Origin of the sequence: [Ruminococcus] torques ATCC 27756 (assembly GCF_000153925.1) — a bacterium.
Taxonomy (GTDB): Bacteria; Bacillota; Clostridia; order Lachnospirales; family Lachnospiraceae; genus Mediterraneibacter; species Mediterraneibacter torques.
Map to the genome: position 1 here is coordinate 13531 of NZ_DS264345.1, position 21673 is coordinate 35203.

General features: G+C 41.3%; 23 protein-coding genes. 12 read left to right on the plus strand and 11 right to left on the minus strand.

Annotation, left to right across the window (positions count from 1 at the left end):
* Window positions 1-15 precede the first annotated feature (15 nt).
* Together RUMTOR_RS01280 and RUMTOR_RS01285 are read right to left on the minus strand one after the other, a co-directional pair.
* Complete coding sequence (locus RUMTOR_RS01280; protein WP_004845199.1) at window positions 16-666, minus strand: SdpI family protein; 651 nt, start codon at window positions 664-666, stop codon at window positions 16-18.
* Entirely contained in the window at window positions 663-941 is a 279-nt protein-coding gene (locus tag RUMTOR_RS01285) for an autorepressor SdpR family transcription factor (RefSeq protein WP_004845200.1), read from the minus strand. The genes RUMTOR_RS01280 and RUMTOR_RS01285 overlap by 4 nt, the downstream gene beginning before the upstream one ends.
* 330 nt (window positions 942-1271) lie before the next feature.
* On the opposite strand from RUMTOR_RS01285, the gene RUMTOR_RS01290 reads away from it, so the two are divergent.
* Together RUMTOR_RS01290 and RUMTOR_RS01295 are read left to right on the plus strand one after the other, a co-directional pair.
* Window positions 1272-2558, plus strand: coding sequence for an aspartate aminotransferase type Ic (locus RUMTOR_RS01290; protein ID WP_009243364.1), 1287 nt, complete (start codon window positions 1272-1274; stop codon window positions 2556-2558).
* A 137-nt stretch (window positions 2559-2695) separates the two neighbouring features.
* Window positions 2696-3028, plus strand: a complete 333-nt coding sequence (locus RUMTOR_RS01295; RefSeq protein ID WP_004845205.1) for a hypothetical protein — start codon at window positions 2696-2698, stop codon at window positions 3026-3028.
* Between the two features lie 111 nt (window positions 3029-3139).
* On the opposite strand, the gene RUMTOR_RS01300 is transcribed toward RUMTOR_RS01295, so the two are convergent.
* The 4 genes from RUMTOR_RS01300 to RUMTOR_RS01315 all read right to left on the minus strand — a co-directional run bounded on the left by RUMTOR_RS01300 (window position 3140) and on the right by RUMTOR_RS01315 (window position 6793).
* Window positions 3140-3463, minus strand: coding sequence for a hypothetical protein (locus RUMTOR_RS01300; RefSeq protein ID WP_004845206.1), 324 nt, complete (start codon window positions 3461-3463; stop codon window positions 3140-3142).
* Between the two features lie 111 nt (window positions 3464-3574).
* Window positions 3575-3937: a VOC family protein gene (locus RUMTOR_RS01305; protein WP_004845207.1), complete on the minus strand. Its 363-nt coding sequence runs from the start codon at window positions 3935-3937 to the stop codon at window positions 3575-3577.
* Window positions 3938-4063: 126 nt separating this feature from the next.
* The gene (locus RUMTOR_RS01310; protein WP_004845208.1) at window positions 4064-5071 is read right to left on the minus strand and encodes a YeiH family protein; all 1008 of its coding nucleotides are present in this window, start codon (window positions 5069-5071) and stop codon (window positions 4064-4066) included.
* A 324-nt stretch (window positions 5072-5395) separates the two neighbouring features.
* Window positions 5396-6793 (minus strand): IS30 family transposase, encoded by a 1398-nt coding sequence (locus tag RUMTOR_RS01315; RefSeq protein ID WP_242647671.1) that lies wholly within the window; start codon window positions 6791-6793, stop codon window positions 5396-5398.
* 371 nt (window positions 6794-7164) lie between these two features.
* On the opposite strand from RUMTOR_RS01315, the gene RUMTOR_RS01320 reads away from it, so the two are divergent.
* From RUMTOR_RS01320 to RUMTOR_RS01330, 3 genes are all read left to right on the plus strand, one after another.
* Window positions 7165-8040, plus strand: a complete 876-nt coding sequence (locus RUMTOR_RS01320) for a LysR family transcriptional regulator (protein WP_004845212.1) — start codon at window positions 7165-7167, stop codon at window positions 8038-8040.
* A 147-nt stretch (window positions 8041-8187) separates the two neighbouring features.
* On the plus strand, window positions 8188-8934 hold the full coding sequence (locus RUMTOR_RS01325) for an ABC transporter ATP-binding protein (protein ID WP_004845213.1): 747 nt from the start codon (window positions 8188-8190) through the stop codon (window positions 8932-8934).
* On the plus strand, window positions 8924-9868 hold the full coding sequence (locus tag RUMTOR_RS01330) for a SufB/SufD family protein (RefSeq protein ID WP_004845214.1): 945 nt from the start codon (window positions 8924-8926) through the stop codon (window positions 9866-9868). The genes RUMTOR_RS01325 and RUMTOR_RS01330 overlap by 11 nt, the downstream gene beginning before the upstream one ends.
* A gap of 17 nt (window positions 9869-9885) precedes the next feature.
* Here RUMTOR_RS01330 and glpK read toward each other — a convergent pair whose 3' ends face one another.
* A complete protein-coding gene (glpK, locus tag RUMTOR_RS01335) occupies window positions 9886-11400 on the minus strand; it encodes a glycerol kinase GlpK (RefSeq protein WP_004845215.1) in 1515 nt (504 codons plus the stop codon).
* A gap of 215 nt (window positions 11401-11615) precedes the next feature.
* Here glpK and RUMTOR_RS01340 point away from each other — a divergent pair, with 215 nt between their 5' ends.
* The 3 genes from RUMTOR_RS01340 to RUMTOR_RS01350 all read left to right on the plus strand — a co-directional run bounded on the left by RUMTOR_RS01340 (window position 11616) and on the right by RUMTOR_RS01350 (window position 14291).
* Window positions 11616-13145 carry a Na+/H+ antiporter NhaC family protein gene (locus RUMTOR_RS01340; RefSeq protein WP_004845216.1) on the plus strand — a complete coding sequence of 510 codons (1530 nt, stop codon included), beginning with the start codon at window positions 11616-11618 and terminating at the stop codon, window positions 13143-13145.
* Complete coding sequence (locus RUMTOR_RS01345; protein WP_004845217.1) at window positions 13135-13767, plus strand: C39 family peptidase; 633 nt, start codon at window positions 13135-13137, stop codon at window positions 13765-13767. The genes RUMTOR_RS01340 and RUMTOR_RS01345 overlap by 11 nt, the downstream gene beginning before the upstream one ends.
* Window positions 13768-13964: 197 nt before the next feature.
* The gene (locus RUMTOR_RS01350) at window positions 13965-14291 is read left to right on the plus strand and encodes a hypothetical protein (protein ID WP_009243363.1); all 327 of its coding nucleotides are present in this window, start codon (window positions 13965-13967) and stop codon (window positions 14289-14291) included.
* 82 nt (window positions 14292-14373) lie between these two features.
* Here RUMTOR_RS01350 and asnA read toward each other — a convergent pair whose 3' ends face one another.
* The gene (gene asnA / locus RUMTOR_RS01355) at window positions 14374-15384 is read right to left on the minus strand and encodes an aspartate--ammonia ligase (protein ID WP_004845220.1); all 1011 of its coding nucleotides are present in this window, start codon (window positions 15382-15384) and stop codon (window positions 14374-14376) included.
* 813 nt (window positions 15385-16197) lie between these two features.
* On the opposite strand from asnA, the gene RUMTOR_RS13080 reads away from it, so the two are divergent.
* On the plus strand, window positions 16198-16368 hold the full coding sequence (locus tag RUMTOR_RS13080; RefSeq protein WP_009243362.1) for a hypothetical protein: 171 nt from the start codon (window positions 16198-16200) through the stop codon (window positions 16366-16368).
* A gap of 161 nt (window positions 16369-16529) precedes the next feature.
* Window positions 16530-17345, plus strand: coding sequence for a PHP-associated domain-containing protein (locus RUMTOR_RS01360; RefSeq protein ID WP_004845222.1), 816 nt, complete (start codon window positions 16530-16532; stop codon window positions 17343-17345).
* 60 nt (window positions 17346-17405) lie between these two features.
* Here RUMTOR_RS01360 and RUMTOR_RS01365 read toward each other — a convergent pair whose 3' ends face one another.
* From RUMTOR_RS01365 to RUMTOR_RS01375, 3 genes are all read right to left on the minus strand, one after another.
* Window positions 17406-17753, minus strand: coding sequence for a hypothetical protein (locus RUMTOR_RS01365; RefSeq protein ID WP_004845223.1), 348 nt, complete (start codon window positions 17751-17753; stop codon window positions 17406-17408).
* Window positions 17753-18115: a PqqD family protein gene (locus tag RUMTOR_RS01370; protein ID WP_022003258.1), complete on the minus strand. Its 363-nt coding sequence runs from the start codon at window positions 18113-18115 to the stop codon at window positions 17753-17755. Before RUMTOR_RS01370 ends, RUMTOR_RS01365 begins: the two co-directional genes overlap by 1 nt.
* Window positions 18116-18252: 137 nt before the next feature.
* Window positions 18253-20145 carry an OPT family oligopeptide transporter gene (locus RUMTOR_RS01375; protein WP_330359996.1) on the minus strand — a complete coding sequence of 631 codons (1893 nt, stop codon included), beginning with the start codon at window positions 20143-20145 and terminating at the stop codon, window positions 18253-18255.
* Window positions 20146-20459: 314 nt separating this feature from the next.
* On the opposite strand from RUMTOR_RS01375, the gene RUMTOR_RS01385 reads away from it, so the two are divergent.
* Window positions 20460-21116 carry a Crp/Fnr family transcriptional regulator gene (locus tag RUMTOR_RS01385; protein WP_004845227.1) on the plus strand — a complete coding sequence of 219 codons (657 nt, stop codon included), beginning with the start codon at window positions 20460-20462 and terminating at the stop codon, window positions 21114-21116.
* 156 nt (window positions 21117-21272) lie between these two features.
* On the plus strand, window positions 21273-21581 hold the full coding sequence (gene trxA, locus RUMTOR_RS01390; RefSeq protein WP_004845228.1) for a thioredoxin: 309 nt from the start codon (window positions 21273-21275) through the stop codon (window positions 21579-21581).
* The last annotated feature ends 92 nt before the right edge of the window (window positions 21582-21673 follow it).

The window sequence follows — 21673 nt, forward strand, 5'->3', positions numbered from 1 at the left end:
TAATAGAAGATTCATTTAAATGCCTTTTTTATACAAATAGAAAGAATAAGCGGCAGGAATTATAGCGCCTATAGTGATCACGGACAGGATGATCCATGCGGCGGCTTCGCTTCCGAGTAAGCTGTCTATAAACGACATTAAAATCATGGCAATTCCCATAACAATATAAAGTTTGCCTCCGAGCCGATGGGTTCGATTCCAGTTTTCCTCGCTGTTTAATGTCCACGGAAGTTTGATGCCTATCGTATAGTTTTGTTGAAGTTTCGGCATATAGTTTCCGAGAACGATGAAAAAGACACCGATCAGAGCGGATATGAAGATTTCAATGCTGAAATCTACTCCTAAAGCGATCAGATAAGTCGAACAGTTAGCCAAAAGAGAAATCACAGGAACGAGCCAGAAAATAAGCGCCATAGGCTTCTTGTGGATATTCTTTTTCTTCGGGTCATTCAAAGTGACAAAAAGGCACAAAACGTGGATCGCAGTCAGGATGAGCGGCATTCCGAAGACAGAAAATGTTTTGCTGGACCATCCGTTTGCGGTTCCGTCGCTTCCCCAATGTGTTGCCAGTGTATCGGGAAGTTTGTTCCAAAGAAATAGTCCGATCACAATAGGAAGTAATGTGATCAAAGTTGTAATAATGATTGTGGTTTTATATTTTTTCATGTCTCTTTTTCTCCTTTCAAGTCTGAGATCCATACCATAATCTCCTCTAATACGGTAAGGCTCAGCTCATAGAAAATAAAATTTTTCTCCCGTGTTTCCCTGATAAGATCTGCTTTTTTCAAAATCTTCAGATGATAGGAGACAGTCGCCTGCGTCATATCAAAATGACTTGCGATCTCTCCGGCAGACATTCTGCCCTTTTTCAGAAGTTCCAGAATTTCCCGTCTTACCGGATCGGATAATGCTTTAAACGTTTCGGCAAAGCTCAAAAACATTCCCCCTTACTTTAAATAGTATTTAGAAATATTTCTAAATATATTAGAGCACTGCGGAAATAAAAAGTCAATATCTATTTAGAAAAAAATCTAAATTCTCAAAATGTTTTCTGTGAAATCCCATAGCCGCTTTCTGATGTTTGTAGAAAGAAAAATGATATGAAAAGATCAAACCATGAATGAAAAGCCTTTCAAAATTTCAAAATTATTATAAAATTCCTCCAAAAAGTGTTTTCGTAATTAAAAAAATGACGGAAAGCATTGACGAAATATCAAAAAATGTATACAATACGATACAGTGATGAAAAAATAAAACGGAGGAGTCCTGTAATGACTGCGTATAAAGATTTAAGTAAAGAAGAGCTGTTGGAATTAAAAAGCGAATTAGAAGCGCGCTTTGAAGAAGTAAAAGAAAAGGGATTAAAGCTGGATATGTCCAGAGGAAAGCCGGCTGCAGATCAGTTGAACTTATCAATGGATATGATGAAAGTGCTTGCAGGGGATGCGAATCTCATTTGCGAAGACGGAGTAGACTGCCGAAATTACGGAAACCTTGACGGTATTGATGAGGCAAAACAGCTTCTCGCAGATATGATGGAAGTGCCGAAAGATAATGTGATCATCTTCGGAAACTCAAGTCTGAATGTAATGTATGATACGGTTTCCCGTGCCATGACTCATGGAATTATGGGCAATACACCGTGGTGTAAATTAGATAAAGTGAAATTTTTATGTCCGGTTCCGGGGTATGACAGACATTTTGCGATTACGGAATTTTTCGGAATTGAGATGGTCAATATACCGATGACTCCTACAGGTCCGGATATGGATCTTGTGGAAAAACTTGTCAGTGAAGATGAGTCGGTCAAAGGAATCTGGTGTGTGCCGAAGTATTCTAATCCGCAGGGAATCACATATTCTGATGATACAGTATATCGTTTTGCTAATCTGAAACCGGCTGCAAAAGATTTCCGTATTTTTTGGGATAATGCATATTGCGTACATCATCTGTATGAAGATAAGCAGGACTATCTTCTTGAGATTTTGATGGAATGTAAAAAAGCGGGAAATCCTGATATGGTTTATAAGTTCTCTTCAACTTCCAAGATCAGCTTCCCGGGATCAGGCATCGCGGCTTTGGCGGCGTCGGAAGCAAACTTAAAAGACGTTCGTAATATGATGAAAGTTCAGACGATCGGACATGATAAAGTAAATCAGTTGCGTCATGTGAGATTTTTCAAAAATATTCACGGAATCGTAGAGCATATGAAGAAACATGCCGATATTCTCCGGCCGAAGTTTGAGGCGGTTCTGGATGTTCTGGAAAGAGAATTGGGAGGACTGGAAATCGGATCATGGATCGCGCCTCACGGCGGATACTTTATCTCTTTTGATGCAATGGAAGGCTGCGCAAAGGCGATCGTTGCAAAGGCGAAAGAGGCAGGTCTTGTAATGACCGGAGCAGGGGCGACATTCCCGTATGGAAAAGATCCTCATGACAGTAATATCCGTATTGCGCCGTCTTATCCGACTCCGGAAGAATTGTCCGTTGCGGCGGAAATTTTTGTACTGAGTGTGAAACTTGTAAGTATAGATAAATTGCTCGGAAATTTATAAAACAGACGATTTTAAATACAGTAAATAAAATGGGAGATTGCACAAAAAAGATATTTTTCTGTTGAGCAGACAGTTGAATATGAAAAAAGTGCGTCTCCCATTTTTGTTATTTGCGAAAAGAGAGGAAGGTGTATCGCATGACAGGCAGTCATTCTTTTAAAAGAATAAAAATATTTTTGGCAGTTGTGATTTTTGCTTTTTTGAGTATTTTATTGTGGAATGTATGTTTTAACAGGCATTCGATGACAGGTGTAGTAATCGAAAATAAGAATCAGATTAAAATAGAAGCTACAGAAAAAGATTTTGTGGATTCTCACGGGAAATATTTTGTGATAAGGTTTGAAAAAGGCAAGGAAAACAGAAACGATGACTTTCTTGTGGGGGATCAAGTTATTGTTAAATATGACGGTATAATATATGAGTCAAATCCGGCAGTGATAGATGCAAAGTCCGTTAAACGAAAAGAATAAGCTATGGAAAAAGAATATATCCTTTTTTCATAGCTTATTCAGGTGAATAGAAGCAGATATTTTTTATTAATGTGTCTCCCTATTTGCATCTATCATGCTGTGGTTTCATGATTATTTTGCAAATAATTTGGTTATGACCGTTCCGATCGCTGTTCCGACAACGGAAACGACAAAATACCAGACAGAATGAATAAGAGCGCTTTCGTTATAATAAATGAACACGGAAGGAATAAAAAGTATTGCTGTTATAAGCGGATAGAAATATTTGATCTTGTTAGTTGAGATGATTCCCATTAGAGCAGATAATACAAATGTCGCAGTGATAAGGAAGAGAACCATGCCTATTGCGTCAATCTGTTTTGCAAATAAAGGAAACAGATAAAAAATCAATAATTGAATTATAAATAATGTTATTTCTTTCATAAATTTTTTCATATGACAGCTCCTTTCTACTACGACAAAATTTGAGAGTAGGATTTTTTCATGCGTTACAGACTGTTTTTTGAAAACGGTATATCATCTTTTCTGAAAAAAGACTCTGTGCTGTTAGACAGGAGTTCCTACTTCGATCAAATTACCGTCCAAATCATAAAAACGGATTACCTTTTGTCCCCAGCTATGTGTCATGAGCCGATTGACATATTGGATTGACGGGTATAATTTTTCCAGCTTTTCGATAAATTTTTCTATATTTTTCTCTTCAAAATACAGTTCGCAAGAATTGCTTTTCGGAAAGATCTCTTTTTTCAAAAAGTCTCTCCATATCTTTTCATCTTGAAGGACAAGACCTTCCGTTAAAATGATATTTCCGTCATTGTCAAGTATCATGTCTAAACCAAATAAATCATGATAAAATTGTTTTGATTTTTCGATATCTTTTACAACAAGTAAAATGTTTTTTAATTTCATGTTTCTGCCTCATTATATTTTGCCTGATCATCTCCGGCAGTTTTCCTGTTAAAAACGATGTGGTTTCGGTTCTCAGATATTTATAGACAGTATACCATTTTTGGGGAAAACGGACAATTAAATTCTTTACCAAAGTCCCATCATATGCTGCATTCCAAGACTTACAAGCGATATGCCGACCCAGCAGCAAAAACCTGTGAAGATTGGTTTCGCGCCTGTTTTTACAAGGTGAACGATATTTGTATTCAGCCCGATCGCCGCCATAGCCATGACGATCAAAAATTTGCTCAGTTCCTTAAGAGGACCTGTGACTGCGGCAGGAAGGTGGAATATTGTTGTTACGACAGATGCAAGGATGAAAAAAAGCACAAAGAACGGGAAGGACTTCTTGAAGCTAAAAGAAGAGCCTTCTTCTTTTTTCTCCTTTTTTTCCCGATAAAAAGCTAGGGCTAATGTGATCGGGATAATAGCAAGCGTACGGGTCATTTTTACGATCGTTGCAGTTTCCAGAGTATGACTTGCGTGGATTCCGTCCCAGGCGGCGGCAGCCGCGGTTACGGATGATGTGTCGTTAATGGCAGTTCCGGCAAATAATCCGAAACCTTCATTGCTTAGTCCGAGGACAGCGCCCAACGTAGGAAAGATCAGTGCGGCCAGCACGTTGAATAAAAAGATAACAGAGATCGACTGAGCAACCTCTTCGTCCGTCGCGTCGATGACAGGCGCGGTTGCGGCGATCGCGCTTCCTCCGCATATGGACGATCCCACGCCGACTAAAATTGCATTGTTTGTCTTTAGTTTCAGAGCTTTATATAAAATAAATGCAATGATAAGCGATGTTGTGATCGTGGAAATTATGATCGGCAAAGACTGCTTTCCGCCTGCAAGTATTTGAGATAAATTCATTCCGAATCCAAGAAAAATAACAGCGGCCTGCAGTATTTTTTTGGAGGTATAGTTAATTCCTGCGGTAAACGGTTCTTTTTCTTTTAATATCAGTGTCAAAACCATGCCGATTAGAATGGCAAAGACAGGTCCTCCTATGACGGGAAATGATTTTCCGAGAAACCATGCCGGAATGGAGATGGCGAGACATAGCAGAAGACCGGCGCCGTTCTTTTTTAAAAAGTTCATAATAAAATCTCCTTTGCAAAATGATGTGTTGTTATTCCTGTTTCCGGAAATACAATATCATAAAAAATATATAAAAGGTTGAGTGAATAAGTAAATTCCATATGTAAAAGTAAATTCCATACAGAAGACTAAATTCGATATTTTAGGGTTTGACGAATTGTGTCAAATCCTTTAAAGTGGAATTTAACCAGATAATAAATGCTTTTCTGCAATAAAAATGTATGCTAATGAGACAACTGGAATCTGCTCTGTAAGACTAAATTCCACTTGTCTGGTATGTGTGATATGGAGCCTTTATCCGCAGATTTGTTTTATTATCTGGTTTTATTTTTTCAATAATGCAGGCGTTAATACGATCTCATCTGCCGGTATTTCAGTGAGAGCAAAAAAATTTAAAAGTTCATGTGGGAGCATGATTTTTGCAAGAGCCATAGGCGACAATCCACCAAGGCTTTGTCTTGGAGTACTGTTGATATGGCTCATCATCAGATTGATCTCTTTTTGCGAGTAATCGTCAAAGGATGTTCCTTTCGGGCATATTTTTCGGATATATTCATGGTTCTTTTCACAATGCGGCTTTTGCCAGGAACACATCGGATCACAATAATAAATACTTGTCCGAATCAGGTTGTCTTCACCACATTCCAATGCATCCGGAATCTGAAATTCACCGCCTCTGTCCGTTAAAATCAGCGAAAAAGCAGAGGCAAAAGAAAAGGTTCCAATCGCATGCTCAATGGAGTCAAATACATTTTTTATATGATCGGATTCTTTGCTGTCAAGAAGATACGCCATCATAAAAGAACATTCGGAAAAGTGGAAAGTGAGTAACACCTTGTGGGAACCTTCACAGCCGAGAACGGTATCCATTTCAGTAACTCTTGTATCCGGGAACTCTTTTAAAAATGCCTGAAAGTCTTTGTAAGTACGACCTTCATAGATTGTTTTATCAACTAATTCAGAAGAGCCGGAAGAACGGAGCTTATATTTTACTTTTTTAGGCAGATCGATATTTTTAACACTCAAAGCTCCGGATTCAATGTAATTGTAAAGCGTTTTTTCTGAGTAAGGGATCTCCGGATGATTCTGTAGGATCATGTAAGGGGACTGCCCCTGCATAATCAGTGGGGAAACCAGTTCATCCAGCCTTATCAAATCTTCAGGAGAAATGTTGATACCAGTTCGCGATTCAATCAGAACGGTTCGATATTCCCTGTGAGCAATCGTGGCTCTATAATAAGCCTTATCCAAACGGCATCCGCTTTTTTTACTGCAAGCATTGCATACAAAGGGAGCTTTATCTAGTTTGGAACAATGATAACTGCGAGGAATGAAATCATCGCAATGGGAATTACAGTGGTTGCAGAGTTTACACATTCTTTTGCATATCGGAGCATAGATTTCACAGATATTCTTTTTTTTGCAGTCTTTTATTAGAGCACATTTATTTTTTGATTCATTGAAGTGGCTATGTTCCTGAATAGTGCGGTGCTTTTTAATTTCTTTGGAGATAGTGGTTGGATCTTTTCCTAACTGTAGCGCAATGCTATGGAGGGAGTTTCCTTGATCCAACCTTTTTTCAATTATAATACGCTGATCCATTGTCATATGCTTTTGATTTCCAGGGATAGATTTACACATAAGTACCTCTTTTCTACTGCGGATAGAAGGTACTAAAATAATATAGGATATAGAAGAAGAGAGTAAGACTAAATTCAGCATGATGGTGGAATTTAGTTTTTCATTTAAGGAAAATATATAAAATAAAATTATTAATATTTATATAATAATAAATTTATGTTATAATTAAACGCAGGGAGTAATTCTTATAGAGCTCGGGCGGGTGTTCGGTGAAAACACCGCCCGCTGCTTATAAAATATAAAAATGATATAATGAGGAAAGAGAAAGTAACAGTTCAGTCTGCGCCATTCGTAAAACCACACTGCGTGCTTATCGTGGCTGCTGCCACTGTTTTACTCATAAACGGGCGCTCACCGCATACAGATGTCCGCTCGCAAAAACATGCAGGCATGTTTTCTGCTTCACGTACACTGTATGGCTGAACTGTTGAGAAATATAACGGGGAAAGAGTATGCTTGATTTTAGAATGGAAACGTTTCTGGCGGTATGCCGGTATATGAATTTCACACGGGCAGCGGAAAAACTGAATATCACTCAGCCTGCGGTATCACAGCATATCCGTTTTCTGGAAAAGCATTATAATACGAAGCTGTTCCGCTATGAGGGGAAAAAGCTGGAGCTGACCGAAGCGGGAGAGATTTTGAAAAACGCGTCATTGACGATGATGCATGATGAAACTGCAATGCAAGATGAGATGAAAAGAGCGGGCGAATCAGAAGAACTTCGTTTCGGAGCAACGAGGACAGTGGGAGATGTGCTGGGCGGGAAAATGATTTTTAATTATCTTGAAATGTATCCGAACGCGCACATACATATGATCGTAGAAAATACACGGGAACTTTTGAAGAAACTGGATGAAGGCGAGATCGACTTTGCTTTGGTAGAAGGTTTTTTCAAGAAGAATGAATATGATTTTCAGAAATATTCAGAAGAGCCGTATATAGCGGTGTGCAGCCCTGATTATCCGTTTAAAAAGAAACCAAAACGGATAGAAGATCTTTTCGGAGAACGTATTTTGATCAGAGAGGACGGATCGGGTACGCGCGAAGTGCTGGAGAGGTATTTGGAGTCCTGTAATCTGAGCATCGGTAATTTTCGGCAGACGGTAGAGATTGGAAGTATGCATACGATCAAAGAGTTGACAAAATTAAAATGCGGTATTACATTTTTATATGAAACTGCCATATGGGAAGAGTTGGAAAGCGAAGCATTGGTCAAAATTCCATTGGAAGATTTTCATATAGTGCGAGAATTTACTTTTATCTGGAGGCGGGGCAGTTTTTATGCAGACAAGTATAGAGAAAAGTTCGGATATTTTTCAAAATGACGAAAAAGGGAGAAACTTTTATCTATTCATCAATTTTCTGCGTAAAATATAATTTTTTCTGCGCAGAGCAGAAGAAAAAATAAAAAGAGAAATAAAGAAGAAAAATAAAAAGAGAAATAAAAAAGAAAAAGGAAGTGAATTTCCGGAATGTTACAGGCAGAACATTTATCGTACAATATAACAGAAGAAGGAAGACAATCAGAGATATTAACAGATGTAAGTTTTACGGTGGAAGACGGGGAGATGCTTGTCATTACAGGTCCTAACGGGGGAGGTAAATCGACGCTTGCGAAACTTCTTATGGGGATCAATGAGGCGACAGGCGGTAAGATCATACTGGACGGGCAGGATATTACATCGTATACGATCGATAAGAGAGCGCAGGCAGGAATGGGGTTTGCATTTCAGCAGCCGCCGCGCTTTAAGGGGATGACAGTAAAAAGGCTGCTTTCTCTTGCGGCAGGCAGAGAATTAGATGATACGACATGCTGTGAGTTGTTAAGCAGTGTCGGTCTTTGCGCGAAAGAATATATTAACAGAGAAGCTGACGCGACGCTTTCGGGCGGAGAGATGAAGAGGATTGAAATTGCGACAGTTCTGGCAAAAGATCATAAGATATGTGTATTTGATGAACCGGAAGCAGGGATTGACCTGTGGAGTTTTTCGATGTTGATCAAGCGGTTTGAACAGATTCACAAAGAAAAGAAGCAGAGTCTGATCTTGATCTCACATCAAGAGCGTATTATACGCATGGCGGACAGGATCATGGTTATCGGAGACGGAAAAGTAGAAGCGGTCGGCACGGCGGATGAGATCGTTCCGATCTTGTTCGGGAAGAAACCGGAATCATGCGGATGCAGAATACAAAAAGGAGGCGAACTTTATGAGCGCTGATTTTGAAGGAAATGACAAAGACGCTGTTGTGACACAGCAAGTGCTTGATGTGATCGATTCTTATGGATTTAAAAAGGAAGGGGCATATAACCTCAGACTGAACGGTTTGGCGGTTTGTCATGGGGACAGCCGTCATATTAAGATTGTTCCGAAAGAGGACAGACAGGGAATCGATATTTATATAAGCGGTGAAGCAAAAGAAGAGCAGGTTCACATTCCTGTAGTAATGACTGAAGAAGGTGTGGATATTGTATACAATGATTTCTATATAGAAGACGGAGCAGATGTAACGATTATCGCAGGATGCGGAATCCACGGGGAAGGGTGTTCGGAAACCCGTCATGACGGAATCCATGCATTTCATGTAGGTAAAAATGCGAATGTGAAATATATAGAAAATCATTATGCTCAGGGAAACGGCTCGGGTAAGAAAACGCTCAATCCGGTGACAAAGATCTATGTCGGAGAGAATTCAGTATTTACGCTTGAGACAACGCAGATCAGCGGCGTAGACTGTACGGAGAGAGAAAATTATATTGAGCTGGCGGACAACGCGAAACTGTTTGTGACAGAAAAGCTGATGACAGATGAAGAACAGTCGGCAGTTTCCAATATGGACATTGAGTTAAACGGAACAAACAGCTCGGCAAGAATTGTTTCCAGATCGGTCGGGAAAGGAAATTCAAAACAAGTCTTTCATCCGAGAGCGATCGGCAATAACCGGTGTCATGCACATGTGCAGTGTGATTCGATTATTATGGATCAGGCAGAGATAAGCTCTATTCCGGAGATCAATGCAAAACATGTAGATGCGCAGATCGTTCATGAAGCGGCAATCGGCAGAATCAATGATGAACAGCTTGTGAAGCTTCGCACGTTCGGTATGAGCGAGGAAGAAGCGGAAGCTGTCATCATTGAAAATTTCCTGAATTGATTTTCGGCATCGGTTTTTTAAAATGATTTTTCGGAATCGTTGTTTTTCGCCCATCCGTAGGAATATTTTACAGCTTTATTCCATCCTTTGATGCGGCTAAGCCGAAGTTCTTCACAGACAGAAGGAAGGAAGATTTTATCGGTTGAGCGGTTATTTGCGATTTCTTCTTTGCTTTTCCAATAACCGGAAGCAAGTCCGGCAAGATAAGCAGCGCCCATGGCGGTCGTCTCTACAAAAGAAGGACGATTGACAGGGGCGTTTATAATATCTGCCTGTACCTGCATGAGAAAATTATTCGCGCTTGCACCTCCGTCTACATTGAGTGAAGAAAGCGCAATGCCGGAATCGGCTTTCATCGCCTCCAGCACGTCGTTTACCTGATAAGCGATCGATTCAAGAGTGGCGCGGATGATGTGATATTTGTTTACTCCGCGGGTGATACCTACGATCGTTCCCCGTGCATACTGATCCCAGTGAGGAGCGCCAAGACCTGTGAAAGCAGGAACGACGTAACATCCGTTCGTATCTTCTACTTTTGACGCCATATATTCCGAATCTTCGGCTGAATCTATAAGGCGCATTTCATCTCTGAGCCATTGTATGGCGGCTCCTGCTACGAAAATAGAGCCTTCAAGCGCATAAGTCACCTTTCCGTCCAATCCCCAGGCAATCGTTGTCACAAGTCCGTTTTCGGAAAATACAGGTTTTTCGCCTGTATTCATTAATAAAAAGCAGCCCGTTCCGTAAGTGTTTTTGGCTTCTCCGGCCTGAAAACAAGTCTGACCGAAAAGGGCGGCCTGCTGATCGCCGGCAGCTCCCGCGATAGGAATCTCTCCGCCGAAAAATGCGGGATCGGTCTTTCCGTAGATACAGCTTGACGGTTTTGGCTGAGGAAGCATACTTTTCGGAATGTCAAGTTCGGACAGGATCTCGTCGTCCCAGGAAAGGGTGTTGATGTTAAACAGCATCGTACGGGAAGCATTGGAGTAATCCGTTACATGTGCCCGTCCTTTTGTCATTTTCCAGATGAGCCATGTCTCCACTGTGCCGAAAAGAAGTTCCTGACGTTCTGCACGTTCTCTGGCTCCGGGGACATTGTCCAGTATCCATTTGATCTTTGTGGCGGAAAAATAAGCGTCGATTACAAGACCCGTTTTTTGACGAAATTTTTCCGTAAGACCTTTTTCTTTCAAAGAATCGCAGTATTCGGAAGTGCGGCGGCATTGCCAGACGATGGCGTTATAGACCGGTTCTCCTGTTTTTCGGTCCCATACGATAGCGGTTTCTCTTTGGTTTGTAATACCGATCGCCGCGATATCTTCTGCCGATGCACCGATCTTGTTCATTGCTTCTACGGCAACTCCGAGCTGACAGGCCCATATTTCGTCGGCATCGTGCTCTACCCATCCGGGATGAGGAAAATATTGGGTGAATTCTCTTTGGGCGACGCTGCACACTTGCCCCTTTTTATTGAAAAGGATGCATCGGTTGCTTGTCGTTCCGGCATCCATAGCCATGATATATTTTGACATGATAGTACCTCCTTTGTCATCACATTTTGATAGAAGTTTTTGTATATGTGAGACGAGTTTTGATAATGGTGATGTTATTAGCTATTATATCAGCATTATTCTCTTCGATAAATGCTTTTGATATAAAAGAAAGTATGGTATAATCGTAGAGAAACCGTCATGAAAAGGACGGGGATACGAAAAGAAAAAGGATTAAGAGAGATGGAGAGTGAAGTATGGACGGATCAATGTTTATCGGAACATGGTGGGCGCTTGTCCCGCCGCTGCTTGCAATCGTGCTCGCATTTATAACAAAAGAGGTGTACAGTTCTCTTTTTATCGGCGTGGCGGTAGGTGCAATGCTTTACAGCGGATTTAATCCGTGGGAGTCATTTGTCAATTTTTTTGACATTATGAAAAACAGTATGAATCTGAATATTTTGATTTTTGACGTTTTGCTTGGAATGATCATTGTTCTTATGGCAAAGTCAGGAGGTTCCGCAGCCTATGGAAGATGGGCGGGAACGAAGATCAAGTCGAAAAAGAGCGCCCTTTTGGCGACGACAGGTCTTGGTATGCTTATTTTTGTAGACGATTATTTTAACTGTCTGACTGTCGGATCGGTAATGAGACCGGTAACAGACAGGTATAAAGTGTCAAGAGCGAAACTTGCGTATATCATCGATTCGACAGCGGCTCCTGTCTGTATTATCGCGCCGATCTCCAGTTGGGCGGCTGCGGTAAATTCTTACGTGCCGGAAGATGCGGGGATCAGCGGATTTCAGCTTTTTATGAATACGATCCCGTATAACTTGTATGCGCTTTTAACACTGACGATGGTTATTTTCATTACGGTGACGGCGTTTGACTTCGGACTGATGAAAAAGCATGAGAGAAACGCGGCGAAAGGAGATCTGTTTACGACAGGAGGAGAAGAATTCGATCAGGTTGCGGAAGATGAGATCAATCCGAACGGTAAGGTGATCGACCTTGTACTTCCGGTAGCGGTTTTGATCGTATCTGCGGTTGGAGCAATGATCTATACAGGATTCCAGGGCGGAGCGACAAATCTTATTACAGCTTTTTCGGGATGCGATGCAGAGACAAGCTTGATCTTTGCGACACTCGTTACAGTATTTTTTATGTTGATTTTGTATCTTCCGAGAAAAGTCGTAACGTTTAAAGGATTTATGGACAGTCTCGCAGAAGGCTTTAAATTAATGGTTCCGGCTGTTACGATCCTTATTTTTGCATGGTCTTTGAAAGGGATGGGAGATGCTCTCGGACTGGCTGAATTTGTCGGGGGAATTGTAGGAGATAACGCTTCGGCAAGTATCTTCATTCCGGCGATTTTGTTTGTAGTAGCGATCTTTCTGTCATTTTCTACAGGAACGTCGTGGGGAACATTTGCAATTCTCGTTCCGATAGCGACAGCTCTTTTTGCAGGAGCGGATAACCTGACGATGATGACGATTTCTGTATCGGCTGTTCTTGCCGGAGCGGTTTGCGGAGATCACATTTCGCCGATTTCCGACACAACTGTTATGTCGTCTGCCGGAGCGCAGAGCAATCATATCAACCATGTGTCTACTCAGATGCAGTATGCGGCAGTTGTCGCCACGGTAAGTTTTGTCGGCTATATTCTTGCGGGAATCATACGGGTGTGGTGGATCGTACTTGGAATCAGTCTGATCCTTCTGATCGGTGTTCTTATGGGAATGCGGATGTTCTTGGAGAGAAAGCAGGTAAAGAAACATGCCGGGTGAGCAGAAAAAAGTATGTATTGATGTTCCGTATATCGATCAGAGCAAGCTGTACCCGACGGGATGCGAAAGTGTATCGACGGTAATGCTTCTTCGGTTTCTGGGCATTGATATAACGGTTGACGAATTCATAGAAAAATATTTGGAAAAGAAGTCTTTTGAAGAAAGAGACGGGCAGGTTTACGGTCCTGATCCGCATCGGTATTTTTGTGGAAGTCCGTACGATGACGAGTCGTTTGGATGCTATGCTCCGGTGATCCGGGAAGCCCTTGAGAAAATAATAGGCGCTGAATATACCGTGACGGACGAGACCGGGATGACAACTGATGAACTGGTTGAAAAATATATCGATCAGGGGATGCCGGTTATTTATTGGGCGTGTATCAATATGCGTGATCCGATCGTAGGTCCGCAGTGGAAACTCTTAGATACAGGAGAGACGTTTACGTGGATCTCCAACGAACATTGTATGTTGCTTGTCGGTTATGACGAAGATAGTTATTATTTTAATGATCCATATGAAAATAACGGCTGCATCCGATATCCGAAAACAGTTGTGGAAGATCGCCATAAAGCACAGCACATGCAGGCAGTCGGCGTAGTAAGAAAAACGGTCATTCAGTAACCGGTATATGGATGAGCTCGGTATGGTTTGGGAATATGGTGACGGCAACAGATAAAAGAGTCTGAAAAGATTTTGTCTAAGGAGATTTTGAGATATGAATAAAAAACGATTGATTCCTTTGATTTCTATATTGCTCGTATTTAGTTTTATCGGCTTATTTTTCTTTTATAAAAGAAGAAAAGGCTTCGGAAAAAATATTGGCGGATGCTGTTATAGATCTGCCTGAAAATGATCCGGCTATCGACCGCGCAGTTAAAATAATCGAAGAAAACCTCATAAAGGAAATGCCGGACTGCCATGTAACTTCTCTTCATGAAAATGATGCGGGATATGCTCCGCTCCTTCAAAAATATGAAGACAAGGGATTAGAGACACTGATCATAGATATGGATTTTTATGTTGAGGAGGATGCCGAACCGGGCGTGTTCACTCCGGGAACTTCATATGAAGGTTATAGTTGGATGTTTACACGTGAAAGTAAAGACGACACATGGACTTTAGAAGAAAACGGATTTCTTCTATGAAGAAACCATGATGTCTGAATAAAAGAGAACTGCCGCATTGAACTGATTTTTAGTTAAGTTCAGTGCGGCAGTTTTGTGCATTTTATAATAAATGGATTCCGTTTTCGGAAGCGGTTTCGACGATTGATTCCGGCCACATAGAAGAATGGACTTCTCCGATGTGAGCTTTTCTTAAATAATACATACAGATACGTGACTGGCCGATCCCGCCGCCTACAGTATAAGGGAGTTCTCCGTCAAGAAGAGATTTCTGGAAAGGCAGTTTAGCGCGGTCTTCGCATCCTGCGGTTTTTAATTGAGATTTTAATGATTCTTCATCGACACGGATGCCCATAGAAGAAAGCTCGAGAGCGATGTCAAGAACCGGATAATAAACGATGATATCGCCGTTTAACTCCCAGTCGTCATAGTCCGGCGCACGTCCGTCGTGCTTTTCGCCTGAAGCGAGCACTTTTCCGATCTGTGAGATGAATACGGCGCCTTTTGCTTTTGCAATACGCAGTTCTCGTTCTTTTGGAGTGCAGTCAGGGAACATGTCTTCCAGTTCCTGTGAAGTGATGAAGAAAATATCATCAGGAAGAAGAGGTTCGATATAGTTGTACCTTCTTGATATGTAGTCCTCGGTATCTTTTAATGCACTGTATACCTTTCTGACTGTGTATTCCAGTGTTTCCATATTCCGTTCTTCTTTGGAAATAATCTTTTCCCAATCCCACTGATCGACATAAAGGGAGTGGATGTTATCGGTATCTTCGTCACGACGGATTGCAGTCATGTCAGTGTAAAGACCTTCGCCGGAATGAAAACCGTATTTTTTTAAGGCATATCGCTTCCATTTTGCGAGGGAATGAACGATTTCCGCGCAGGCATCGTCCTGCTCTTTGATTCCGAATGATACCGGACGTTCAATTCCGTTTAGATTGTCGTTCATACCGGACTGCGGAAGAACAAACAACGGGGCAGATACACGCGTCAAATGAAGAGATTTTGCAAGCGCGCGCTCGAAATGATCCTTAACTTCTTTGATAGCGACTTCTGTTTCACGGATTGTAAGCGGAGAAGAATATCCCTCCGGTATTTTTAAATGTTCCATATATAACCACTCCTCTTTTGATGTATTGACATTTATGTTTTATTTTAATGGGGAGAAGGGGAGAAGTCAACTGTGACTTTTTTGATTATGTTACTGACAGATTTTTTCATGGAGAAAATTCATTGAGCTTTTCTTTTTGCTGCTCGTTTGCTGTCTGTATTTCAGATTATTCACAATGAGGATATAAAATAACAGATAATTTAAAATAAAATGAAAAAATATTAGAAATAATATTGACAAACACATAATAGAGTGATATTATTAAATCAACAAATAAAACAAACTAAATAATCAATCAAAACTAAATAAAAAATATTTTGTTTTGAAAGAATTTTAGTAAATGTTTTATTCATCCATCGGATATCGTGATCAGGGATCGGATGGAAAGATACAGAGAAAGATCATAATGACGAGAAAGTTATGAGAGAAGTAAAATCTGTATTTGAAAAATCCATCGGAAACTGAAGTTCGATGGAAATCTAAGAATAGGAGGTACGGACCACCGGGAACGTAAGTTGATCTATCAAAAAGAAGATAGAAAAGAGAGGTAAAAAAAGAATGATAGTAATATCACATTGAAAGTGGATGTTGATCAAGATGAGTTGATTGGCATCCACTTTCAGTTGTGCGGAAATATATTCGGTAAAATAGCGAAAGCATAAAACTTGGCAGAGGTATGTATATTGCTATGTATTGCTGTATATTGCGTAATGAGTCGGGTTTATGGCACACCTTTTCTGATAAGATTTTTTTAGAAAACTTTTTGGAAAACTTTTTGGAAAAGATGATATTTTGGAAAGGTGTGTTTTTATTATGAAGAGAAAAAGAAAGACAGCAAGAGAAATTTTTATAGTGATCTGTTTATTTTTGACAATATTTCTGGCGGTGTTGTTTGCATTTGGGAGAACAGAGATTCCGGCAGTCGTTTATATGTCTGTATGTACGGCATGTCTTTTCGGAGGGGTTGCAGCGATACAGGAGTGAGTGACCGGGTGTTTTGGATTTTATCAACTACCGTTGTCTTCTGAAATGTGAAATGTCGGTGTATAACAGTTGTAATCAACTGTTCGGATGATGTATAATAATTTCATGAATGATAGGGATAAAAAATATCAGGTGATTACACCGGAAAAGGGGGCTTGTGTATGAAAATAGATATGCATTGCCACGTGAAAGAAGGCTCGATCGACAGCAAGGTTGGAGTGGAAGAGTATATTACGATTTTAAAAAAGCATGGTTTTCAAGGGATGGTCATTACCGATCATGACACATACAACGGATACCGATATTGGAAAGAAAATATAAAAGGAAAGAAGCATACGGATTTTGTTGTATTGAAAGGGATTGAGTATGACACAAGGGATGCCGGGCATATCCTTGTTATTATGCCGGAAGGGGTGAAGATGCGTCTGCTTGAGATGCGGGGGATGCCGCTGGCGCTTTTAATCGACCTTGTGCATCGAAACGGCGGAGTCCTAGGTCCTGCTCATCCATGCGGTGAGAAGTATATGAGTTTTACGAATGCGCGGCGGTATTACTTATCTCCGGAGATTGTAAAGCGTTTTGATTTTGTAGAGGCATTTAATAGCTGTGAGCCCGTTTCGTCGAATTCAGGTGCGGAAAAACTGGCGAAAAAATATGGAAAAGTTATGACTGGCGGAAGTGATTCACATAAGCCGGACTGTGTCGGACGGGGATATACGATCCTTCCGGAACCTGTTACATGTGAGACGGAACTGATTTCGCTGATCCATAAGAAAACTCCGTTTAAAGCGGGAGGAGTGCTTTATAATAAGACTACGAAGGAAAAGATCGGAAAGATCAACAAGCTTTTGGTATATTCCTTCTGGGTTTATAATAAGAGCGGAGAATTAGTGAAAAGACATGGCAGAAATAAAAAAATGGAAGAAGAGCATCCGTTTGATCCGATCGATCCGATCGAACTGTATTATCATTCTTGATCCGATGAATGGAAAATGATCGCTGTGTGGAGCATGCGATAAGAAAAAGTTGTCTATCAGTTATTTGTTTAACTGATAGACAACTTTTTTGTCTTCTCTTATTTCTTTTATCATTTTTTGTTTCAGCATATACGGGAGAATCGAATCAAGGAAAGCATTTGGATCGGTCACTCCGATTCGCTCGCTGTTGAACGGCTGTTTTGCGGTCAGATCTTTTACAAAGGGTTCCAGTTCTTTTTTTGTCAGCGACTTATTTTTTTTGAGCGCTTTTTTGACTTTGGAGATTCCTTTTGAACAGAGCATGTTGGAGAGATCCTGTTTCTGGTGCATTGTGCGCCAAAGACCCCATCCGTAAATGATCATTGTGGCAACGGCAAACATAAGGACGTAGGGAATGTATTTTAACATTATTTTTTCTCCTCTCCTTTCCAGTAGATCAGGTTGTTGTCTTTCATGATCTCAAGAAATTTAATTAAACGGGATAATGATTTTTCCATTTTCGGAAATTCAGATTCCATTTCTTTGGAAAGCTGATGTACGTCTTTTTCATCGTCTATCGCATGCCATACGAAACTTCCGTACTTATCCATTTTAATATCGCTGACTCTCGGGCGGCGGAATATTTTCTGGGCAATTTTGTGATAGAAGCCTTTCCATTCGATAAAGACGGTGACGATTCCGTTTTCATCTGTTTCATATTCTATATCCGGATTTTTTACAGGAATAAAATCAAGATAGTTTTTTTCGTTTTTTTTACTTTTTTTACTCATCTTAATGAAGATCCTCTCTACAATATCATTACAGAATAATATCATAAAAAGAGGCAGCCTGCAAGCAGCAGACTGCCTCCGGTGAACAATCAGATCATGTATGTACTTTGTTTATACGTTGAACTGAATGTACGGTTTTATTTTTTAGCAGGTTTCGCTTTCATGCAGAGTGCGAACAATCCGCCGAGAAGAGCGATGAAGATAATCAGACTTCCAACTTGCGGAAGTGAGAATTTTAAAGCTACGTCAAGTTTCGCAACTGCAAATCCTGCAAGCAGGATACCGGTGATACCTTCTCCTGCGATAAGTCCTGATGTGAAGAGCACGCCTTTGTCTGTGCGGGCTTTCTTTTCTTCGTCCGTACCTTTGATCTTTTCAACAAGGAAACGAACAGCTCCACCGGCCATGATACCTGCGCTTAAGCTGAACGGGAGATACATACCGACTGCGAACGGCATTACCGGAACTTTTATGATCTCGACTACGATTGCGATAAACACACCGATAAGGATGAGTCCCCACGGAAGTTCTGCGTTCATGATACCTTCAACGAGCATTTTCATCATTGTAGCCTGAGCTGCCGGAAGTTCTTTTGAACCGTAAGACCAAGCTTCGTTCAGAAGGTAGAGAACTCCGCCGATAGCTGCCGCTGAAACAATGACACCGATCAATTCACCGATCTGCTGTTTCTTCGGTGTAGCTCCTACGATAAATCCGGTTTTAAGGTCCTGAGACGTATCTTCGGCGATTGCTGCGATTACACAGATGATACCGCCGATAGCGATTGCTCCGACCATACCTTTTGTACCTGTTGTACCTGTTGCTTTTAAAGCCAGTGTAGCGATGATCAATGTTGCGATCGCCATACCGGAAACAGGGTTGTTAGAAGAACCGATCAGACCTACCATACGAGAAGAAACGGTTGCAAAGAAGAAACCGAAGATTACGATGATAAGTGATCCGAGCGGACTTACAGGGAATGCCGGGATGAGCCAGATTGCAACAACGATCACAAGAAGAACTACAAGAAGGATCGGCATAGGAAGATCCTGCTGTGTACGAACGAGCGTTGTGTTGGAACGTTTTTTGGACATACTGGACATAGCCTGTTTAAATGTACGGACGATCAGCGGGAAGCTCTTGATCAGGCTGATCATACCGCCGGTAGCAACAGCTCCGGCTCCGATGTATTTGATGTAGTTGCTCCAAAGAGCAGACGGTCCGTTGGCTGCAAGCAATTCAGAGATCGGAGCTGTGCCTGGGAAGATCGTAGCGTCAGCGCCGAACAAAGCGATTGCCGGCATAAGTACGAACCAGCTCAGAGTACCTCCTGCAAGCATGTAGCTTGAAATCTTCGGTCCACAGATGAAGCCGACACCTGCAAGAGCAGGAAGAACCTGAATACCGATCTGAGATCCTGCATAGCTTTTGAAAGCATAACCGATTTCGCTTGGGAATAATTTGAATCCGTCTGCGATGAATTTGTAAGCTGCTGCGATACCGAGTCCTGCGAATACAGTACCTGCTTTTGCGCCTCCCTCTTCTCCTGCAAGAAGAACTTCTGCGCAGGCTGTTCCTTCCGGGAACGGAAGTGTGCCGTGTTCTTCAACGATCAATGCCTGACGAAGCGGCACCATGAAGCAAATTCCGAGGACACCTCCGAAAAGTGCAACGAGAAAGATCGTCATCATACTTGGGAAAGCGATTTTTCCCTCCTCAGCCCAGATAAATAATGCAGGCAGAGTGAAGATAGCACCTGCCGCTACAGACTCTCCGGCGGAACCGATTGTCTGCACAAGATTGTTTTCGAGAATGGAATCCTTACGAAGAATCACACGGATGATACCCATAGAGATAACTGCTGCCGGAATGGAAGCTGATACTGTCATACCGACGATCAGTCCGAGGTATGCGTTTGCGGCTCCGAAAACGACTGCAAGGATAATACCAATCACGATTGAAGTTACCGTAAACTCCGGAACGATTTTATCTGCCGGAATATACGGTTTGAACTCATTTTTCTTTTCCATGATGTTCATTCCTTTTCCTTTCTGTAAAATTAAAGACTTTGTAGTAAAGTCTATAACATTATACCACTTTGGCGTGATAAAAGGAAGAAGAAAAATTTGTATTTATGCAATATTCGTCAATATTTCTACAGTAATATTAATATTTATTAATATTATGACGGTTTTTTTTGACATATTCTGCGTTTTGGATAAAATTGCAGGGGAAAACGGCGAAGAAGAAATTCAGGCGGAGCGGGCGGAGAGATTTTACACTTTATATTTCAGGAAGATTCTTTTATAATAAGAGGCAGCAAGACGGAAGGTGAAAAGTGGAAATGAATGAAATTTTAGAACAGGCGCTTCCTTTTTGGGAAAGTCTGACAGATAAACAGAAAGAAGAAATCAGGAACAATATGGTAAAAACAGAATGCCAAAAGAAAACGCAGCTCCATTTCGGCGGCGGAGAATGCGCCGGAGTCCAGATCATCGGAAAAGGAAGAGTGCGGGTATTTATTACATCACCGGGCGGCGGAGATATTACATTATTCCGTTTGCTGGAAGGAGATGTCAGTATTCTGAGCGCGGCGTGTATGCTTAACGGTATGGATGTGGAGCTTGATATGGAGATGGAAACAGACTGTGAACTTTATACGATTCCAAAGTGTGTGTATCGCAAACTGTATGATGAGAGCGGAATTGTGAAAGACTATACGATGGAGATGATATCGGAAAAGTTTTCTGACATCATGTGGCTGTTTAATCAGTTCGTTTTTTCAAATGTAGCATCTCGTATCGCATCGGCTCTGCTCGACCATAAAGTGATGGAGCGCTCAGACAGTCTGGCGATTACGCACGAGGCATTGGCGCGGGATGCGGGGACAGCGAGGGAAGTAGTGACAAGGATACTGAAGCAGTTTCAGGCTGACGGACTTGTGAAACTGACCCGCGGGAAAGTGGAAATACTTAACGAGGCAGGACTGAGAAAAATCTAATCTTGAAACGGCAAAACGGCACATAGATGTTAATTGTGATTTTGTCACTGAAAAGAAAATTCATCCGGTATAATATAAAGCCATACTCAATGAAAGAAAACAAAAATCGAATCAATAAAAACAGACCGAATAAGGTCGGGAAAAGGAGAAAGAAAAATGGCAGTAGTAAAATTAACAACGGCAAATTTTGATCAGGAAGTTCTTCAGGCAGATCGCCCGGTATTGGTAGATTTCTACGCTGACTGGTGCGGACCGTGTAAGATGATGGGACCGGTAGTAGAAGAGATTTCCGGAGAATTGGACGATGTAAAAGTATGTAAGATCAATATTGACGAAGAGATGGAAGTAGCGCAGCGCTACGGTGTTATGAGCATCCCGACATTTATCGCGTTTAAAAACGGAGAGATGACAGGAAAACAGGTCGGCGCTGTTCCGAAGGGAGCGCTTGCAGATCTGGTAAAATAACAAAACATAGTAAAGGACAGATAAACCGGCTTCTTGTCAGGAATGTGCACGGGTAGTATAATCAAGAAAAATATGTTGGAAGACCTGTGGCA

Bases quoted from the DNA above. Each gene is read 5' to 3' on its own strand.
- RUMTOR_RS01280 (WP_004845199.1), bottom strand. From the start codon at position 666: ATGAAAAAATATAAAACCACAATCATTATTACAACTTTGATCACATTA.
- RUMTOR_RS01285 (WP_004845200.1), bottom strand. From the start codon at position 941: ATGTTTTTGAGCTTTGCCGAAACGTTTAAAGCATTATCCGATCCGGTA.
- RUMTOR_RS01290 (WP_009243364.1), top strand. From the start codon at position 1,272: ATGACTGCGTATAAAGATTTAAGTAAAGAAGAGCTGTTGGAATTAAAA.
- RUMTOR_RS01295 (WP_004845205.1), top strand. From the start codon at position 2,696: ATGACAGGCAGTCATTCTTTTAAAAGAATAAAAATATTTTTGGCAGTT.
- RUMTOR_RS01300 (WP_004845206.1), bottom strand. From the start codon at position 3,463: ATGAAAAAATTTATGAAAGAAATAACATTATTTATAATTCAATTATTG.
- RUMTOR_RS01305 (WP_004845207.1), bottom strand. From the start codon at position 3,937: ATGAAATTAAAAAACATTTTACTTGTTGTAAAAGATATCGAAAAATCA.
- RUMTOR_RS01310 (WP_004845208.1), bottom strand. From the start codon at position 5,071: ATGAACTTTTTAAAAAAGAACGGCGCCGGTCTTCTGCTATGTCTCGCC.
- RUMTOR_RS01315 (WP_242647671.1), bottom strand. From the start codon at position 6,793: ATGCTGAATTTAGTCTTACTCTCTTCTTCTATATCCTATATTATTTTA.
- RUMTOR_RS01320 (WP_004845212.1), top strand. From the start codon at position 7,165: ATGCTTGATTTTAGAATGGAAACGTTTCTGGCGGTATGCCGGTATATG.
- RUMTOR_RS01325 (WP_004845213.1), top strand. From the start codon at position 8,188: ATGTTACAGGCAGAACATTTATCGTACAATATAACAGAAGAAGGAAGA.
- RUMTOR_RS01330 (WP_004845214.1), top strand. From the start codon at position 8,924: ATGAGCGCTGATTTTGAAGGAAATGACAAAGACGCTGTTGTGACACAG.
- glpK (WP_004845215.1), bottom strand. From the start codon at position 11,400: ATGTCAAAATATATCATGGCTATGGATGCCGGAACGACAAGCAACCGA.
- RUMTOR_RS01340 (WP_004845216.1), top strand. From the start codon at position 11,616: ATGGACGGATCAATGTTTATCGGAACATGGTGGGCGCTTGTCCCGCCG.
- RUMTOR_RS01345 (WP_004845217.1), top strand. From the start codon at position 13,135: ATGCCGGGTGAGCAGAAAAAAGTATGTATTGATGTTCCGTATATCGAT.
- asnA (WP_004845220.1), bottom strand. From the start codon at position 15,384: ATGGAACATTTAAAAATACCGGAGGGATATTCTTCTCCGCTTACAATC.
- RUMTOR_RS13080 (WP_009243362.1), top strand. From the start codon at position 16,198: ATGAAGAGAAAAAGAAAGACAGCAAGAGAAATTTTTATAGTGATCTGT.
- RUMTOR_RS01360 (WP_004845222.1), top strand. From the start codon at position 16,530: ATGAAAATAGATATGCATTGCCACGTGAAAGAAGGCTCGATCGACAGC.
- RUMTOR_RS01365 (WP_004845223.1), bottom strand. From the start codon at position 17,753: ATGTTAAAATACATTCCCTACGTCCTTATGTTTGCCGTTGCCACAATG.
- RUMTOR_RS01370 (WP_022003258.1), bottom strand. From the start codon at position 18,115: ATGAGTAAAAAAAGTAAAAAAAACGAAAAAAACTATCTTGATTTTATT.
- RUMTOR_RS01375 (WP_330359996.1), bottom strand. From the start codon at position 20,145: ATGGAAAAGAAAAATGAGTTCAAACCGTATATTCCGGCAGATAAAATC.
- RUMTOR_RS01385 (WP_004845227.1), top strand. From the start codon at position 20,460: ATGAATGAAATTTTAGAACAGGCGCTTCCTTTTTGGGAAAGTCTGACA.
- trxA (WP_004845228.1), top strand. From the start codon at position 21,273: ATGGCAGTAGTAAAATTAACAACGGCAAATTTTGATCAGGAAGTTCTT.